The 17196-nt window shown below is 41.4% G+C and carries 10 protein-coding genes; 8 read left to right on the top strand and 2 right to left on the bottom strand.

Translation table 11 applies throughout. The features are described from left to right. Positions 1-25 precede the first annotated feature (25 nt). The 7 genes from H148_RS0105075 (at position 26) to H148_RS0105040 (ending at position 10780) form a co-directional block, all read left to right on the top strand. The gene (locus H148_RS0105075; RefSeq protein ID WP_029033837.1) at positions 26-1564 is read left to right on the top strand and encodes an alpha-N-arabinofuranosidase; all 1539 of its coding nucleotides are present in this window, start codon (positions 26-28) and stop codon (positions 1562-1564) included. 7 nt (positions 1565-1571) lie between these two features. Further along, a complete protein-coding gene (locus tag H148_RS0105070) occupies positions 1572-3959 on the top strand; it encodes a glycoside hydrolase family 127 protein (protein ID WP_211222974.1) in 2388 nt (795 codons plus the stop codon). Between the two features lie 92 nt (positions 3960-4051). Beyond that, entirely contained in the window at positions 4052-5737 is a 1686-nt protein-coding gene (locus tag H148_RS0105060) for a ribulokinase (RefSeq protein ID WP_029033835.1), read from the top strand. Then, a complete protein-coding gene (locus tag H148_RS0105055; protein ID WP_029033834.1) occupies positions 5734-6438 on the top strand; it encodes an L-ribulose-5-phosphate 4-epimerase in 705 nt (234 codons plus the stop codon). Before H148_RS0105060 ends, H148_RS0105055 begins: the two co-directional genes overlap by 4 nt. A 9-nt stretch (positions 6439-6447) precedes the next feature. Next, the gene (araA, locus tag H148_RS0105050; RefSeq protein WP_029033833.1) at positions 6448-7956 is read left to right on the top strand and encodes an L-arabinose isomerase; all 1509 of its coding nucleotides are present in this window, start codon (positions 6448-6450) and stop codon (positions 7954-7956) included. 18 nt (positions 7957-7974) lie between these two features. Continuing rightward, the gene (locus H148_RS0105045; RefSeq protein ID WP_029033832.1) at positions 7975-9165 is read left to right on the top strand and encodes an aldose epimerase family protein; all 1191 of its coding nucleotides are present in this window, start codon (positions 7975-7977) and stop codon (positions 9163-9165) included. Position 9166: 1 nt separating this feature from the next. Next, the gene (locus tag H148_RS0105040; RefSeq protein ID WP_029033831.1) at positions 9167-10780 is read left to right on the top strand and encodes a sodium:solute symporter; all 1614 of its coding nucleotides are present in this window, start codon (positions 9167-9169) and stop codon (positions 10778-10780) included. A gap of 254 nt (positions 10781-11034) precedes the next feature. Here H148_RS0105040 and H148_RS0105035 read toward each other — a convergent pair whose 3' ends face one another. Both H148_RS0105035 and H148_RS0105030 read right to left on the bottom strand, forming a co-directional pair. Beyond that, positions 11035-13011 (bottom strand): hypothetical protein, encoded by a 1977-nt coding sequence (locus H148_RS0105035; protein ID WP_029033830.1) that lies wholly within the window; start codon positions 13009-13011, stop codon positions 11035-11037. Between the two features lie 81 nt (positions 13012-13092). Then, positions 13093-15579: a glycoside hydrolase family 9 protein gene (locus H148_RS0105030; RefSeq protein WP_029033829.1), complete on the bottom strand. Its 2487-nt coding sequence runs from the start codon at positions 15577-15579 to the stop codon at positions 13093-13095. Between the two features lie 141 nt (positions 15580-15720). On the opposite strand from H148_RS0105030, the gene H148_RS0105025 reads away from it, so the two are divergent. Beyond that, entirely contained in the window at positions 15721-17091 is a 1371-nt protein-coding gene (locus H148_RS0105025; RefSeq protein ID WP_029033828.1) for an AGE family epimerase/isomerase, read from the top strand. Positions 17092-17196 lie beyond the last annotated feature (105 nt).

The following is a 17196-nucleotide window of genomic DNA, read 5'->3' as shown; positions in this document are numbered from 1 at the left end:
ATTAAATATTTTAAATTAATAAGTCATGAAAATTATAAGCCTATTTTTTTCCCTTTTTATGTGCCATGCTTTGGTGCTAGCACAGGAGACGATAATAACTGTGAGTCAAGACCAGGAGGCTCCTGTCATTAGTAAACATATCTATGGCCATTTTGCCGAACATCTTGGCAGGTCAATTTACGACGGATTTTATGTAGGGGATACAAGTGCCATTCCTAATAAAGATGGTGTGAGAAAGGATATTATTAAGGCTTTAAAGGAAATCCAAATACCTAACCTGAGATGGCCCGGTGGATGCTTTGCCGACACGTACCAATGGAAAGATGGTATTGGTCCACAAGAAGACAGGCCTACTATGGTAAACGCATGGTGGGGTGGGGTGACAGAGGATAATAGCTTTGGCACTCATAATTTCCTGAACCTATGTGAAGAACTGGGAGCTGAGCCTTTTATTTCTGCAAATGTAGGTAGTGGAACGGTTCAGGATTTTATGGACTGGGTGCAGTATACTAATCACCCTGAAGGAAGTCCTATGGCCAAGCTGAGAAAAGAAAATGGAAGGGAAGAGCCGTGGAATGTAAAATATTGGGGAATTGGAAATGAAATGTGGGGCTGTGGCGGCAATATGACAGTCGAATATTATACCAACATCTACAAGCAATATGCAACGTTTATGGGCAGTGGAGGAAATGAAGATGAACTCTATAGAATTGCTGCCGGAGCTACGGGAGACGACTATCATTGGACAGAAGTTCTAATGCGTGATGTGCCAAAATCACTTATTGAAGCAGTTGGATTACACCATTACGCAGTAATAGATTGGGAAGAAAAAGGACCAGCCACAGGATATGATGAGGAGATCTATTTTAAAAGCATGAAAGAAGCCCTTAAAATGGATGAATTCGTAAGAAAACATATCGAGGTAATGGAGAAATATGATCCGGAAAAAGAAGTAGATCTTGTTGTAGATGAATGGGGCGGATGGTATGATGTTGAAGAAGGCACCAACCCGGGATTTTTATATCAGCAGAACACTATGAGAGATGCTATGATTGCCGGGGCGACCCTTAATATCTTCAATAATCATAGTGAAAGGGTGAAAATGGCCAATATTGCTCAGACGGTTAATGTTTTACAGGCAGTAGTACTTACCGAGGGAGAGAAAATGATCCTCACCCCAACCTACCACGTCTTTAAGATGTATACGGTACACCACGATGCACAGTTGTTACCGGTAAAGTTTGATTCTCCGGAATATATGTTTGAAGGTGAATCTTTACCGGCAATTTCTGTTTCAGCTTCTAAGGATGAAGCTGGAAACACCAATATTTCTCTCGTTAATATTGATGCTAAGAAGGAACATAAGGTTCAATTTGATTTGGCAGGCCTGGATGTGAAAAATATAGAAGGGCAAATTCTAAGATCGGATAAGATCCAGGATCATAATACTTTTGACGACCCCGATAATATTAACATCACTGAATTCAAAGATTTTGAACTTAGTGATGGTAATCTTGAAGTTAGTCTGCCACCGTTTTCTGTGGTTGTGTTATCTTCTAAATAGTGCTATTATGAAATCATTCTTTGCTGACATGAGAACAAATCTTTTAGGCTTAATCGTTTTTTTTGCTGCTTCAGCAATGCTGGGGCAGCAGTCGAAAATAGAAACTTTTAAGCTTGAAGATGTCAGCTTAGAGGAGGGACCTTTTCGGAATGCGATGTTAGTCGATTTAAACTATATTTTAGAGTTAGATCCCGACAAACTTTTAGCACCTTTTTTATGGGAAGCCGGATTAAATCCAAAAGAAGAAAGTTATCCTAATTGGGAAGATTCAGGTCTTGACGGCCATATTGGAGGGCACTATCTTACCGCCCTGGCACAAATGCAGGCTTCGGCGGGAAGTAAAAAAGCAGATTCCCTGCTTACATACAGTTTAAATGAACTAGAAAGAGTGCAGGAGGCGAATGGGGACGGTTATATTGGAGGAGTTCCCGGCAGTAAAGAACTATGGAGTGAAATTGCTAAAGGCAATATTGATGCAGCAAGTTTTAACCTGAATGGCAAATGGGTGCCTTTATATAATATTCATAAAACTTATGCGGGACTTCGAGATGCCCACGAAATTTCCGGAAAAGTCAAAGCCAAAGAAATGTTGGTCAAATTTTCTGACTGGATGCTGGAGGTTACCAAAGATTTTTCCGAAGAGCAAATCCAGGAATTATTGGTTTCTGAACACGGCGGGTTAAATGAAGTTTTTGCCGACGTCGCAGAAATCACAGGAGATGAAAAGTATCTGAAACTAGCCTATAAATTTTCACATCGAAAATTGCTGGAACCCTTAGCTTCCAAGAATGATATTCTCAACGGGATGCACGCTAATACCCAAATACCTAAAGTTATTGGATTTGAAACAATTGCCAGCTTAGATAATAATGAAAATTTTCATGAAGCGACCACTTATTTTTGGAACAATGTCGTCAATAAACGTTCGGTAGCCATAGGAGGAAACAGCGTAAGAGAACATTTTCATCCCAAGAATGACTTTTCGGAAATGATTTCCAGCGTACAGGGACCTGAGACCTGCAATACCTACAACATGCTTAAACTGAGCAAAAAATTGTTTGAAGCAGAGGGATTGGAAAAATATATTGATTATTATGAGGAAGGTCTTTACAATCATATTCTCTCCTCACAACATCCTGAAAAAGGAGGCTTCGTGTATTTTACTCCCATGCGCCCCGGACATTATAGGGTATATTCCCAGCCGGAAACCAGCTTTTGGTGCTGCGTTGGATCGGGAATAGAAAATCATGGAAAATATAATGAGCTTATTTATGCTCATACAGATGATGAACTCTATGTAAATCTTTTTATTCCTTCTACTTTGAATTGGAAAGACAAAGGATTTAAGCTAAGGCAGGAGACCAATTTTCCGAATGAGGAATCAACAACCTTTTTTGTTGAGAGTAAAAGACCTCAAAAATTGGGCATCAAAATAAGATATCCTCAATGGGTTATGCCAGGGAAATTGTCAGTCCTGGTAAATGGTGATTCAGTAGAAGTTACTGCAGAGCCTGGTAGCTTTATCTCTCTCAATAGAACATGGGAAAACACAGACAAAATAGAAGTTAAACTTCCAATGCATCTCTCTTCAGAAAGATTGCCAGACGGTTCCGATTATAAAGCTTTAAAATATGGACCTGTCGTCCTTGCTGCGAAAACCGGAAATCAGGACATGGATGGCCTTTTCGCTGATGCCAGTAGGGGAGGCCACATTGCTGCAGGAAAGGAGATACCCTTAACCGAAATGCCGTTCTTCTTGTCTGATAAGACAGAAGAAATTGAAAAGCTTGTAAAAAAGGTTCCGGGGAAAGCCTTGACATTTACCGCATCTGAGGTTTTATATCCTTCCAAATTTAAAGGTCTCGAATTTATCCCATTTTACAGGCTCCATGATTCCCGGTATGTAATTTATCTTCCTTTAGAAACTACTGAAGGAATTCAGAAAATCAGGAAGCAACTTAAACAAAAGGAGAATGAAGAAAATATGTTGGCTGCAATGACCATAGATAGAGTTGCTCCCGGCGAACAACAGCCCGAGTCCGATCATTTTATTGAAAGCGAAGATTCCAATATTGGGGTTAATCGGGACAGACACTGGCGGGATGCTGAAGGCTGGTTCAGCTATCGTCTTGTGGACAATGATAAGCAGGCACGCACCCTTAGAATAACTTATTTTGGAGGAGACAACGATCGTAATTTTAAAGTTCTGGTGAATGAGGAGGTAATTGCTGAAGAGAGTTTCCATGGATTAGAAGGAAACCGCTTCTTTGAAAAGAATTATACACTTCCAGCAGGACTTGTACAGGAGAGTAATGGATTAATTAAAATAAAATTTGAAGCACTTCCGGGCTCACGCACTGCCGGAATATACGACGTCAGATTAATGAAAAATTAAAAATGAAGATTAAATATGGGTGGTCGGGGTGAAAATCCAGAACACTTTTTAAAATTAATAAGCTTTGAATTTTTTATAAAGGAAGAAATTATATGAAAAGTTATGTAATAGGACTGGATTATGGGACAGATTCAGTACGAGCTGTTTTAATAAATACCGGGGACGGAGCAGAACTTGCTAAAGCAGTCTATCTGTATCCAAGATGGAAAGCAAAAAAATTCTGTGAACCAGCCGCTAACCAGTTCCGCCAACATCCCTTAGATCACATAGAGGGTCTGGAAAACACGATTAAAGAAGTGATCAAAAATAGTAAGGTTGATCCCAAACTGGTTAAGGGTATTTGTGTGGATACAACAGGTTCATCGCCAATACCCGTGGATAGTAAAGGAGAACCTCTTTCCCTGCAGGAGAAGTTTAAAGAGAATCCTAATGCCATGATGGTATTATGGAAAGACCATACAGCCATTCAAGAGGCCAATGAAATCAATGCTCTGGCCGCAAATTGGGGAGGTGAAGAGTATACCAAATATGAAGGAGGAATTTATTCTTCCGAATGGTTTTGGGCGAAGATTCTGCACATCGCCAGAGAAGATCAGGAAGTAAAAAATGCCGCTTTTTCATGGATGGAGCATTGTGATCTCATGACTTTTATACTTTGTGGGAGTTCCGATTTAGCATCCTTTAAAAGGAGCCGTTGCGCTGCAGGTCATAAAGCTATGTGGCATGAGGAGTGGGGAGGATTACCTTCTAAAGAGTTTTTGCGACAGCTGGATCCTTACCTGGCCGAATTAAGAGATCGTCTTTATGAAAAAACATATACATCAAATGAGGTTGCCGGCAATCTTAGTGAAGAATGGGCGCAGCGCTTAGGACTGACTACAGATACTGTTATTGCTGTAGGAACATTTGACGCACATGCGGGTGCTATTGGAGCTAAAATTGAAGAATATGCGCTGGTAAGGGTTATGGGTACTTCTACCTGTGATATCATTGTCTCTTCAAAAGAAGTCATTGGAACTAACACCGTAAGGGGAATTTGCGGACAGGTAGATGGCTCTGTTATTCCCGGTCTAATTGGCCTGGAAGCAGGACAATCGGCATTTGGAGATTTGCTGGCATGGTTCAAGGATGTCCTTTCATGGCCATTAGATAATTTGGTGTACACATCCGATGTACTTTCTGATGCACAGAAATCTCAATTGAGAGAGGAAATTGAACAAAACTTCATAAAAACCTTGTCCGAACAAGCTGAAAAAATTGAACTCTCCGAAAGTATTCCGGTTGCGCTGGACTGGATCAATGGACGCAGAACGCCCGATGCTAATCAGGAATTAAAAAGTGCTATAAGTAATTTATCTCTTGGCAGTAAAGCCCCCCATATTTTTAAGGCCCTGGTCAATGCAATCTGTTTTGGGTCCAAAATGATTGTAGACAGATTTGAACAGGAGGACGTTAAAATTGAATCTGTTATCGGAATTGGAGGAGTAGCGAGGAAATCCCCATTTATTATGCAAACACTTTCTAATGTCTTAAAAATGCCAATAAAAGTGGCTTCTTCAGATGAAGCACCTGCTTTGGGAGCGGCTATTTATGCTGCAGTGGCGGCAGGTCTTTACCCAAATGTCATAGAGGCAGGAAGGAAGCTGGGAAGTTCGTATGAAGCAGAATATTATCCTCAGCAAGGAAATTTGGAAGAGCTTGAAAATCATTTACAGGCATATAGGGAATTAAGTTCCTTTATTGAAGAAACCGTTAACGCCAAAAAACAGCTGATATGATTTCACAATTTAAAACACTGAAAGAGGAGTGTTATGAGGCCAATATTCAACTTAATAATCTTGGATTGGTCATTTATACTTTTGGAAACGTAAGTGCTGTAGATCGGGGAAGAGGAGTTTTTGCGATAAAACCCAGTGGAGTTCCTTACGAAGACCTAAAGCCGGAAGATATTGTAATACTTGATTTTGAGAACAATGTGGTTGAAGGTAAAATGCGACCTTCTTCAGATACCAAGACTCACGCGTACCTCTACAAAAACTGGGAAGATATTGGAGGAATAGCCCACACCCATGCAACTTATTCTGTAGCCTGGGCCCAGGCGCAGAGGGATATCCCTATTTTCGGAACCACGCATGCAGATCATCTTACTGCCGATATTCCGTGCGCACCTCCTATGAAGGATGAACTAATAGCCGGTAATTATGAACACAATACAGGAATTCAAATCCTGGATTGTTTTAAGGAAAAACAGATTTCCCATACCGAGGTTCAAATGGTACTTTTAGGTAATCATGGTCCGTTTACCTGGGGTGAAAATGCTGCCAAGGCAGTATATAATAGTAAGGTTTTGGAAGAGGTGGCAAAAATGGCATTTTTGACACGTCAGATAAATCCTGAGGCACCCCGTTTAAAAGATTCACTTATTAAAAAACACTACGAGCGTAAGCACGGCAAAGATGCTTATTACGGTCAAAAATAATTCACTAAAATGATAGATATACAAAAAAAGGAGATCTGGTTTGTCACAGGAAGTCAGCATCTCTATGGGGAAGAAACACTTAGACAGGTTGCTAAGAATTCTTCAGAAATAGTTAAAGGTTTAAACAACAGTGAACTTGTACCTTTAAAAATAATCCATAAAGACACGGTAAAGACTCCCGATGAAATCACTCTTTTACTTCAGCAAGCTAACGCGGCACAGGAGTGTATTGGAATTATTACATGGATGCACACCTTCTCACCGGCTAAAATGTGGATTAATGGTTTAAGCATTTTAAAGAAACCAATTTGTCACCTGCACACTCAGTTTAATGCTGAAATTCCCTGGGATAAGATTGATATGGACTTTATGAACCTGAACCAGTCAGCGCATGGAGACCGGGAATTCGGGTTCATAATGTCCAGGATGCGAAAAAAGAGGAAAGTTATTGTGGGTCATTGGAAGACTGAAGCTACCCAGAAAAAATTGGGTAACTGGCAGAGAGTAGCTTTAGGATGGGATGAACTTCAGAATCTCAAAGTGGCAAGGATCGGCGATAACATGAGACAGGTAGCCGTTACGGAAGGTGATAAAGTAGCTGCCCAAATTAAATTTGGTGTTGAGGTCAATGGTTATGACTCTTCCGATGTTGTAAAACATATCGAAGCGGTATCAGATTCAGATTTGAAGAAGCTTCTGAAAGAATATGAAGATTCTTATAAGTTAGCAGACTCCTTAAAAGAAGACGGAAAAAACCGCCAGTCCCTTATCGAGGCGGCCAGAATAGAACTTGGTCTTAGAGCCTTTTTAGAAGAGGGAGGTTTTAAAGCTTTTACAGACACTTTTGAAAATTTGGGTGAGCTAAAGCAGTTGCCGGGACTGGCAGTTCAAAGACTAATGGCAGACGGTTATGGCTTTGGAGCCGAGGGAGATTGGAAGACAGCTGCCCTGTTGAGGGCCATGAAGGTAATGTCCCCGGGAATGGACGGGGGAACCTCTTTTATGGAAGATTATACGAATCATTTCACAGGAGGACGTGATTACGTGCTTGGATCCCACATGCTCGAGATCTGTCCAACAATTGCCGATGGAAAACCGTCTTGCGAAGTTCATCCCCTGGGTATCGGAGGAAAAGAAGATCCTGTAAGACTGGTTTTTAATTCTCCTAAAGGTCCTGCCCTTAATGCCTCATTAATTGATATGGGGAACAGGTTCAGACTTATTGTTAATGAAGTGGAAGCAGTAGAGCCGGAAGCAGATCTTCCTAATCTTCCTGTAGCACGGGTGCTTTGGGACCCAAAGCCGGATCTGGACACAGCAGCAACTTCATGGATCCTAGCCGGGGGAGCGCATCATACTGTTTATACGCAGGCTTTGACAACAGAATTTCTGGAAGATTTTGCCGATATCGCCGGAATCGAACTTCTTGTAATAGATCAGGATACAAAGGTGCGAACTTTCAAAGATACCCTTAACGCTAATGAAGCTTATTACCACTTGTTCCAGCACGGAATGTAACTAACCAATTCAATTTAAATGAAAACTTCAAACATTAATCTATTCAAAACGGCATTTTTGGCCATAATTTTAATTTTTGCCAGTTGCAAAAATTCTGAAAAAGACAACATTTCGACCGTTGAAAACGAAGTTGAAGAAACAGAATTCAGCATCACTGAAGAAAGTTTTGGAACGACCTCAGGTGGTGAAGCAGTAAAAAAATACATCATCACAAACGGAAGCGGACTTGAAATGAGTGTGATCTCCTACGGCGGGATCATTACTTCCCTGAAGGTTCCTGACGAAGGTGGCAATTATGAAGATGTCGTCCTTGGTCTGGACGCAATATCTCAATATGAGGAAGGAAGTCCATACTTCGGGGCAATAATTGGACGCTATGGCAACCGGATTGCCAAAGGTAGATTTTCTCTGGAAGGTGAGGAATACGTTTTGGAGACCAATGACGGTCTAAATCACCTTCATGGTGGAGAAATAGGATTTGATAAGGTTATCTGGAGTGTGGAGCCTATAGAGGGAACAGACTCGGCTTCTCTAAGACTTACCCATACGAGTCCCGACGGGGCGGGCGGTTATCCCGGCACTTTAGAAACAACGGTTATATATACTCTGAATGAAGACAACTCCCTTGACATTGAGTACGAGGCAACAACCGATAAAACAACTATTGTCAACCTTACTCAACACTCTTATTTTAATCTGTCCGGTGATTTCAGTGAGACAATTCTTGATCACGTAGTAGAAATCAATGCTGACCAATTTTTACCGGTTGGAGAAACTTTAATTCCTACAGGAGAATTAAGATCTGTTGAAGGAACTCCTTTTGATTTTACTGAACCTACAGAGATAGGAGAATTAATTGTTCAGGAAGAGACAAATGAGCAGCTGGGAAGAGGTCCGGGATTTGATCATTGCTGGGTTTTGAATAACCCTGATAGTGGAGTGAGGTATGCAGCTTCTGCTTATCACCCTGAAAGTGGTCGTTTTATGGAAGTCTATACCAATGAACCGGGTCTTCAGTTATATACTGGAAATTTCCTTGATGGGACATTACCGGCAAAAGGTGGTGGTAACTATGAAAAGAGAACAGGGTTCTGTATGGAAACTCAACATTATCCGGACTCTCCCAATCAGGAAGGCTTTCCATCGGTAGTTTTAAAACCCGGTGAAAGGTATTCTTCTACAACTTCTTATAAATTCTCAGTAAAATAATATGCAGACTTTAGATACTTTTGACTGGCTCTCGATTGGTATTTATTTTGCCATTCTTTTAGGGATTGTAGTTTGGGTGATCAGAAAGAAACAATCTAATACAGAAGATTATTTTCTAGCAGGAAGGAATGTTGGATGGTTCGTAGTGGGAGCCTCCATATTTGCCTCAAATATAGGTTCTGAACACGTCGTGGGACTGGCGGGCGCCGGTGCCGGAGACAAGCTCCCCATGTTAATTTATGAAATTCAGGCATGGGTCGTTCTCATCCTGGGATGGGTATTCCTACCTTTTTATGCCAGAAGCGGGGTTTTTACAATGCCCGAATTTCTGGAAAAAAGATTTGATGCCCGCTCCAGGTGGGTGCTTTCCATTTTTTCCATTATTGCTTATGTGCTCACAAAGATTTCGGTAACCATCTACGCGGGAGGAATTGTTGTTTCTGCATTGTTAGGTATAGATTTCTGGACAGGGGCACTTTCTACCGTTATTCTCACTGGTATTTATACAGTGCTTGGCGGGATGAGAGCAGTGGTATATACCGAAACTCTGCAGGCTATAATCCTGGTATTGGGTGCCGCTTCATTAACCTTTATTGGCCTTGATCGGGTAGGAGGCTGGGAGAGTATGGTGGACACAGTTGGTCCCGAATATTTTGATATGTGGCGTCCTGCAACAGATCCCGATTTTCCATGGCCTTCCCTGTTGATCACCAGTACAATCGTGGGGATATGGTATTGGTGTACCGATCAATATATTGTTCAACGGGCATTAACGGCAAGAAATATTAAAGAAGGACGGAGAGGAACTATTTTTGGAGCATTATTAAAATTATTACCTGTATTCCTATTCCTTATTCCGGGGATCATTGCACTTACTCTTAAAATGAGAGGAGAACTCCATTGGGATTCCCCAGATGAAGCTTTTCCTGTTCTTATGAGTAACTTACTACCTTCAGGTCTAAGAGGTCTTGTTGCAGCAGGATTGCTTGCTGCTTTAATGAGTTCTCTCGCATCTGTTTTTAACTCCTGTTCTACTTTATTTACAGTGGACATCTATAAAAAGCTCCGACCAAATACCCCGGAGAAGAAACTTGTAAGAACGGGGCAGATAGCCACAGTGATCATTGTAATCATTGGAATTATCTGGATCCCTATTATGGCCAACATTTCAGGAGTATTGTATGAATATCTGCAAAGTGTGCAGTCATATATTGCACCTCCAATTACTGCAGTTTTCCTTCTGGGAATATTTTACAAGAGAATTAATGCTACAGGAGCCTTTGTGACTTTAATTACAGGTCTTATTGTGGGTGCAGTACGTATCGTTCTTGAGATAACCAAAGAATCCCTTGATCCCGATGGTTTCCTATATGTTGTTGGAGGTAGTAACTTCCTTTCTTTTGGAGCCTGGTTTTTCTTGTTCTGTATCATTCTGATTGTAGTTGTAAGTCATCTTACTGCTATTCCGGCCAAAGAAAAAACCGACAACCTTACTTTTCAGACCATTTCTGAGGAAGAGAAAAGAAATAATAAAAACAGTTATAACTGGAAGGATATTGTTGTCTCCATATTAATCCTAATCATTGTGGCAGCAGTTATGATCTTTTTTAGTTAATTAAAAAACAGGAAATATTTTTCTGTGGCAGTAGAAAATCCAGGAGTTAGGCTAGGCCAACTTCTGGATTTTCAATTTCAATGAATGAGCAGTTGAGGCATTTTAATTTACCGGAATCGCGGAAAGATCTGGTGCAGCTCCGGATGATTGTATGAGTTAATCCTTTTTAAGGTAATATCGCGCTCTACAATCAAAAAAACTCCTCATGATAAGGAGTTTTAATTTAATGCGCAGAATGAAAAGGGATTTCGGCCTTAATTTGTACTAAACAGAGACACATAACTTGCTCCCTCTAATAGGAATTTTGCATTGCCATTCTTTACTGGTACTGATTTTACTTTTTCAAAACCGGAGTTTTTATTGGTAATGTAGAGGTCCATCGACTTAACAGTAGATGGTATTCCTGTTAGGTCTACATTTCTTGTGGCGCCCCTATTCACCAGGTGGATCGTGTAATTTCCTTTACTTTGATCACCAAAAGCGGCAGCTGTCACTTCATCTTTGTCGGCAGTGATGGGGATTGCAAATACACCTTCGGGAGTGGAACCTAATTGTTTTAAATTGAAAAAACGCTGAGTAGGATAGAGTTCGTCTTCATAATTGCCGAAGATTCCACCTCCAGACATTACTGAATAATCTGCCGTAAGTTGCCACTGTAGGATTGTAAGTGGGGTAGCAGTTCTCAAAATTTTTAGGTAAACATCGATTTCATCCAGGGCATAAGTGGGCTCTTCAAATATTTGTGGATATCTCCATGCGCCGGCATCAATACTACCTTCCCCAATAAACAATGGTGCATCTACCCGATTGGAAATATCGGCCCATTTCAAGAGATTTTCGGGGGTCCAGCCACGCCAGGAATGAAAAGATACTCCCCCAATAAAAGGAATTGATTCCGGGTCGGTGGAGGCGAGGGTGGTGAAGTCCCAACCATTTGCATCGGCTGTATCTCCCAGGAGAAATTTTGTTTCCAGACCTTCCTGTCTGAATTTTCGCCCAAGCTCCTTGATCAACTCGTTGTGCTCCTCGGCTGTTTGCCGCACATCAATTCCAAGATCCGATTCATTAAAAGAAAACATCACCGTTTTCACGCCGTATTCCTCTTTTAAAAATAAAATATAAGAAGTTAGAGATTCATAGATTTTTTCCTTTTTTGACAGTTCCAATGGATTTCCCATGCTGCCGTCAGGATGTTTGCCTTTAAAGGGTTCTCCAATTATCGCCCATTCCGGGGCGAACCAGGCAGCCAGAATAACCGGAATTCCCTGCCGGTCGAGTCGTTGCGCCATTTCCATGGCTGCTTTCACCTTTGGATGGAGATTACCCTTTCTGGCCTCTGCCAATGGATCTTCATTTTCATTTTGATGCCACTCACGCCAGGGCATCTCAACCCTGGACCACGCTACCCTGAGGTTTTCAAGGGAATAATCAATTACCTGTGGGTCTGTTTTTGCATTTTGTAATCTAAAATTACCACCAATTCCCGCAAATTTATCTCCTTCCTGTTCCGGATAAATCTTCAGGTTTAAGGCTGAAGTGTCAATATCCCCTTCTGCTTCAATATTAAAAGTATTGCTGAAGGTTTTGTTGGCAGGAATATTTCCGGAAGCCAAAACAAAATCCAATTTAAGACTGGTATTTTCATTACTTCCAGATCTAATAATAACTTCTGTTGGCTTGGCAAAATTAACGGTTAGCTTGCGGGTAGGAGATTGGATAACCACTCCATTGGCCGGGGCTTTATACTGTGCTTCGGAAGTATTAGTGTTTATATCCTGCAAACTGATTTTTTCCGGTGCAATGAAACTAAAAGTTGTTTCCGGTCCAAATTCTTCAGGTAGAGCAATGCTGTAGTAAGCTCCGTCAATAATAGTGTCTTTAGGAGAGCGGAAAGAAATTTCAACTTTTGCAGTGCCTTTTCCAGTAGATTCAATAGAATTTGTCCATTCAATTTCTCCCATCTTATAGGAAAAGATCTTTTTGTTTCCGTTTCTTTTAAAATCAATTTCCTGACCTTCTTTCCGGGTGCGCCATATATCGCCCCATTGATTTTCCACAGCCAGACTACTATTGAATTCCATTAATTGATTGTCTACCTGAATTCCTGTCATATTTCCCCAGGTTGTAAACTCGGCCTGAGCACTGGAGTTCCAGGAGATTAGTATCACTGCGAAAAAGGCAACGGCCTTGATAAAGTTTTTTAAGGGGTTGTAGGTTAATCTGAATTTCATCATTATTTTTTTAAAATTTCTTCAGCCTTGGTTTTATAAGACCTAAAACTGGGTTCTCAAAAAGGGCATTTTTGAAACAATTTATTTTTCATTAAGCAGTTTATCGGCTGCGAGGATCAGGAAGAGATAATCTGTGGTTCCACCACCTAAGACGTATTCCGTTTGCTGCCACAGGAACGGCCACTCAAGCAATTCAGGGAAATCAGGACGAATTAGAGCTGTTCCCGAGCCAATTCCCCCCGGAATATGTGAAAAATCACCTCTGTTAACCCCATACGCCTGAGTAAGAGATCTGGATCCCACTCCCGAGGCAAAGGACGAGGTGTTAACCCCTGGATGAACTCCTAAAACGAAGTTCATGGCACTCAACATGTATTTGGCAGGGAAAATATCAGGGTAGCTGGTATGAAAATAATATTGTTTTACCCCAAAATCCTGAATTCCCCAACCTGCTCCCCAAATGTCGGGCTCATAAGGCATTCCGTAAGGCGTCTTTTTTTCCTGTTCCTGAACAGTCTGTAAGTGTCCTTTTACAGCTGCTCTTACCTTTTCTGTAAAGTTTTCATTATTGATTAACGGAAGAGCGGGACCTACTATCCAACCGGTGCGGGCGATGTTTTCAGCAATAAGATCTGTATTTGCTATAAGAAAATCTGAATATTTTTCCTCTTTTGTGGTTCTCAAAAGTTCCACGGCCAGCATCACTTTTTGAAGCTTATTGTCTGTCTCGGTAATGTCCCAGATCTCTTCGGAAATTTTCAAGCTTTGAAGTGCAAGATCGGGATTATAATCATTCATCACCCTGGCTGCAGCTGCCAATCCTGCTGCAGCGTCCAGTTCCCTTGCCGGATTATTCTCCGTGAAGACCCAACGGTCATCCGGTGCTCCTTCCAGACCCATTGCGATATCCTCATCTTCGGGATCATTTGAAAACGGGACATTGTCACTGTGCGTGACAGGATCACCAAGTAAAATATATTGTCGGTTGGTGGGTACAATAATTCCGCGGTAAAACCTACCGAGGGATTCATAGCCTCCAACGATGGAGAGCAGACCATGTTCAATCTGCTGAAGAATATCTGGTTTTCCATCGGGTCTCAGGATCTCAACAATTCTGGTATCCTGGTCAATGCTGGTGTTATCATAGTCCTCCTGAAATATCTCATAGATGTGAGATAAGCCCTGTACGGTGGCTGCCTGCGACTCTATTCGTAAATCGTAATCTCCCGCGTCATGCCAACCCCCTTGATTCAGTCTTGGCACATGTTCTCCGGGCTCAAACTTGGTGAGCGTTTCAGAGCCCTGAATATATCCGTCAAAATGATTATAATCTGTAGGAGCCATCCGGGCATCATCCATGTGACACAGCCCGTGCCATACCTTATAGCGGTCGTTTACCCGCATATGGCACATTTGAACCGGAAGAAAATATTCAAGAGTTGGCTGCCACACATCTCTTTTGTATACGTCCCTGCTAATCTGAAAAGGCTCTGTGGTATAATCCCCATATTCCAGAACGTACATTCCGGGATCAGTAATATTGGTAAAATCCAGCTGATAATATCTGTACCTCATAAAATCACCCCACAATTCAGGTTGTTGAGAGATAACTTCAGTAAAACCTCCGTCAGATTTTACTTTCAGAAGTTTAATTTGCTTTATGTCGGTGTCATTTTTGTCGGTTTCAACAACGGCTATTTTTTCCTGGGCAGGATGGTAGCCTACCTGGGAAACCTGCACTACGGGATCGTAGGTAAAGTTTTCAATAACATTAGGAGTTACGAGCCATTCGATAGCATTATTTGTAACGTTTGCAGGAACCAGCGACCGGACAATAAACCAGCCATTGCTATGAATGGCACGGCCGTCAAGAAGTTCCAGCTCGTTGTCCTTGAGATTTCGAATAGTTAAGGTTTGTCTAGGGTCTTCGGGTACTATGGTAAGTTCTTTTCCGGTAGCCATCGGTTCGAGACGGTATTCGCCGTCATCGGTATAAAATCCGGGGCCATTTGCCTGCCGGTTGAAGATTCCAAACTCATCTCCCATATAATAAGATTTTCCGAAGAGGATTCCCGGAAAAAGTTCAATGTTCATTCCCACTTTTCCAACCCATTCCTCCGGAAGCGGCTCGTCAAGATCAACTATAATCCTGAAGGATTTACCTTCGGGAAGAACTTTTAAGGTGTATGACATGTCAAGATCGGGATAGATGATCGGGTTGAAGCCCACCCGATCTTTAGAAGGATCTGGATAGCTCATGTCCACGCTTATTTCTCCTGTTTCACGATCAACCTGTCTTTCACTCACTTTGGGTACCGGCTGCCATTGACCCGGTGCAGGCTCCAACCGAAGATCGCCGTTGGTAGCAACTCTTATTCCATTTTGAATAATCCCAACTCCGCCCTGATGACTTTCGGGATAAAAATCATGGGCGAGCGTTACGTTTGCGCCTCTTATTTCAAGATATTCCTGATCATTAATTTTAAAAATATCAGTGGTGTCCGGAGTTTGCTGTGCAAATGCACCCATAAATAAAAAGAACGGGAGAAACTGTAGGTAAGTCTTCATGAAATGAAATTTAAAAATAAAAATATGGCTTTAATGAATTGTTAATTTAATACTTTTTTGTCGATTTCAGGTAGTATTCTTTCAGTAGGCCCGGGGTTTGAGCTAATATTTTATCTTTAAAGTTTAAAACCTCTATCCTCAATGAAATTCATTTTTCTCAACCTTTTTTCAGTCTTAATTTTCACAAGTTGTGTCACTACTCCAAAGTCTGAAAATGTAGACAATGGAATTCTACTTCAGGAATTGGAATTTGCTGCAAAAGAGCAGCTGCTTGATAAATGGTATCCTCTAACATTGGATTACGATGAAGGAGGATATTACAGCCAGATTACCCGAAAATTTGAGATAGGGGAAGTGCATGATAAAATGATTGTTACGCAGGCCCGGCACATTTGGACCAATGCAAAAGCAGCGGGTTTTTACTCTGAAAAAGAAGAATATCTGGAGAATGCGGAACACGGATTTAACTTTTTACGTGATAGGATGTGGGACCCGGTCCACGGTGGATTCTACAGTCTTGTGACCAAAGAGGGTGAGCCCATACTGCAAAAAGGTCAGGAAAAGTCCGCCTACGGGAATGCGTTTGCTATATATGGTTTGGCGGAATTTTATCGCGCCTCCGGAAATGAAGAGGCCCTGGAACTTGCCAGAAATACCTTTTACTGGATGGAAGCAATGGCTCATGATCCCGAACATAAGGGATACTTCAATGTTTTAGGATTGGACGGCAAGCCAATTGAACGAACTCCGGAATGGCCTTCCACCTCTGATGTTGGTTATAAGGACCAGAACAGTTCTATCCATCTTCTGGAAGCCTTTACCACATTATATGAAGTTTGGCCCGATGCATTACTCAGGGAGCGCCTTGAGGAAATGCTTATTTTAATCCGTGACACTATTACCACTGAAAAAGGGCATATGAACCTGTTCTTTCAGCCCGATTGGACGCCGGTAAGTTTTAAGGATAAGTCGAAAGAAGAAATAGCAAAGCATTATTATCTGGACCATGTTTCCTTTGGACACGATGTGGAAACCGCTTACCTGATGTTGGAAGCTGCTCATGCTCTTGGGCGGGAAAACGATTCGCTTACCCTTCAAAAAGGGAAAATAATGGTGGATCATTCCCTAAGAACCGGATGGGACCCTAAAGCCGGCGGATTTTATGACGGTGGCTATTATTACCAGGGTGAGGATCAAATTAAAATAGTTAACCATCGTAAAAACTGGTGGGCACAGGCAGAAGGTTTGAATACCTTATTAATAATGAGCCAGTATTTTCCCGAAGATGAAATGAATTACAGGCGCTATTTTGAAGAGCAATGGGATTACATCCAGACCTATATTTTGGATGATGAATATGGTGGCTGGTACGAGTGGGGGCTGGATAAAAACCCTGAAGCAAAGGATGGTTTAAAAGGGCATATCTGGAAAGCTTCCTATCATAATTTCAGAGCTTTGAACAATGTCATTACCGAATTGGAGCAAATGGAAAATCCTGAGGTTCAGAATTAATTTCTTGGATCTAACAAAGATACAATTAATTCATTTTTAGTTTAACAATTTACTTGTAACCTCTTTAAATACACCTACTAATAGGTATATTTGTTAATCTAAAAT

Source organism: Salinimicrobium terrae DSM 17865 (genome assembly GCF_000424665.1).
GTDB lineage: Bacteria > Bacteroidota > Bacteroidia > Flavobacteriales > Flavobacteriaceae > Salinimicrobium > Salinimicrobium terrae.
Note: the sequence above shows the minus strand (reverse complement) of the source record. Positions and strands in the feature narration are given on the sequence as shown.

Excerpts from the sequence above, each read along its gene's own strand:
- H148_RS0105075 (WP_029033837.1), top strand. The coding sequence starts at position 26 with ATGAAAATTATAAGCCTATTTTTTTCCCTTTTTATGTGCCATGCTTTG.
- H148_RS0105070 (WP_211222974.1), top strand. The coding sequence starts at position 1,572 with ATGAAATCATTCTTTGCTGACATGAGAACAAATCTTTTAGGCTTAATC.
- H148_RS0105060 (WP_029033835.1), top strand. The coding sequence starts at position 4,052 with ATGAAAAGTTATGTAATAGGACTGGATTATGGGACAGATTCAGTACGA.
- H148_RS0105055 (WP_029033834.1), top strand. The coding sequence starts at position 5,734 with ATGATTTCACAATTTAAAACACTGAAAGAGGAGTGTTATGAGGCCAAT.
- araA (WP_029033833.1), top strand. The coding sequence starts at position 6,448 with ATGATAGATATACAAAAAAAGGAGATCTGGTTTGTCACAGGAAGTCAG.
- H148_RS0105045 (WP_029033832.1), top strand. The coding sequence starts at position 7,975 with ATGAAAACTTCAAACATTAATCTATTCAAAACGGCATTTTTGGCCATA.
- H148_RS0105040 (WP_029033831.1), top strand. The coding sequence starts at position 9,167 with ATGCAGACTTTAGATACTTTTGACTGGCTCTCGATTGGTATTTATTTT.
- H148_RS0105035 (WP_029033830.1), bottom strand. The coding sequence starts at position 13,011 with ATGAAATTCAGATTAACCTACAACCCCTTAAAAAACTTTATCAAGGCC.
- H148_RS0105030 (WP_029033829.1), bottom strand. The coding sequence starts at position 15,579 with ATGAAGACTTACCTACAGTTTCTCCCGTTCTTTTTATTTATGGGTGCA.
- H148_RS0105025 (WP_029033828.1), top strand. The coding sequence starts at position 15,721 with ATGAAATTCATTTTTCTCAACCTTTTTTCAGTCTTAATTTTCACAAGT.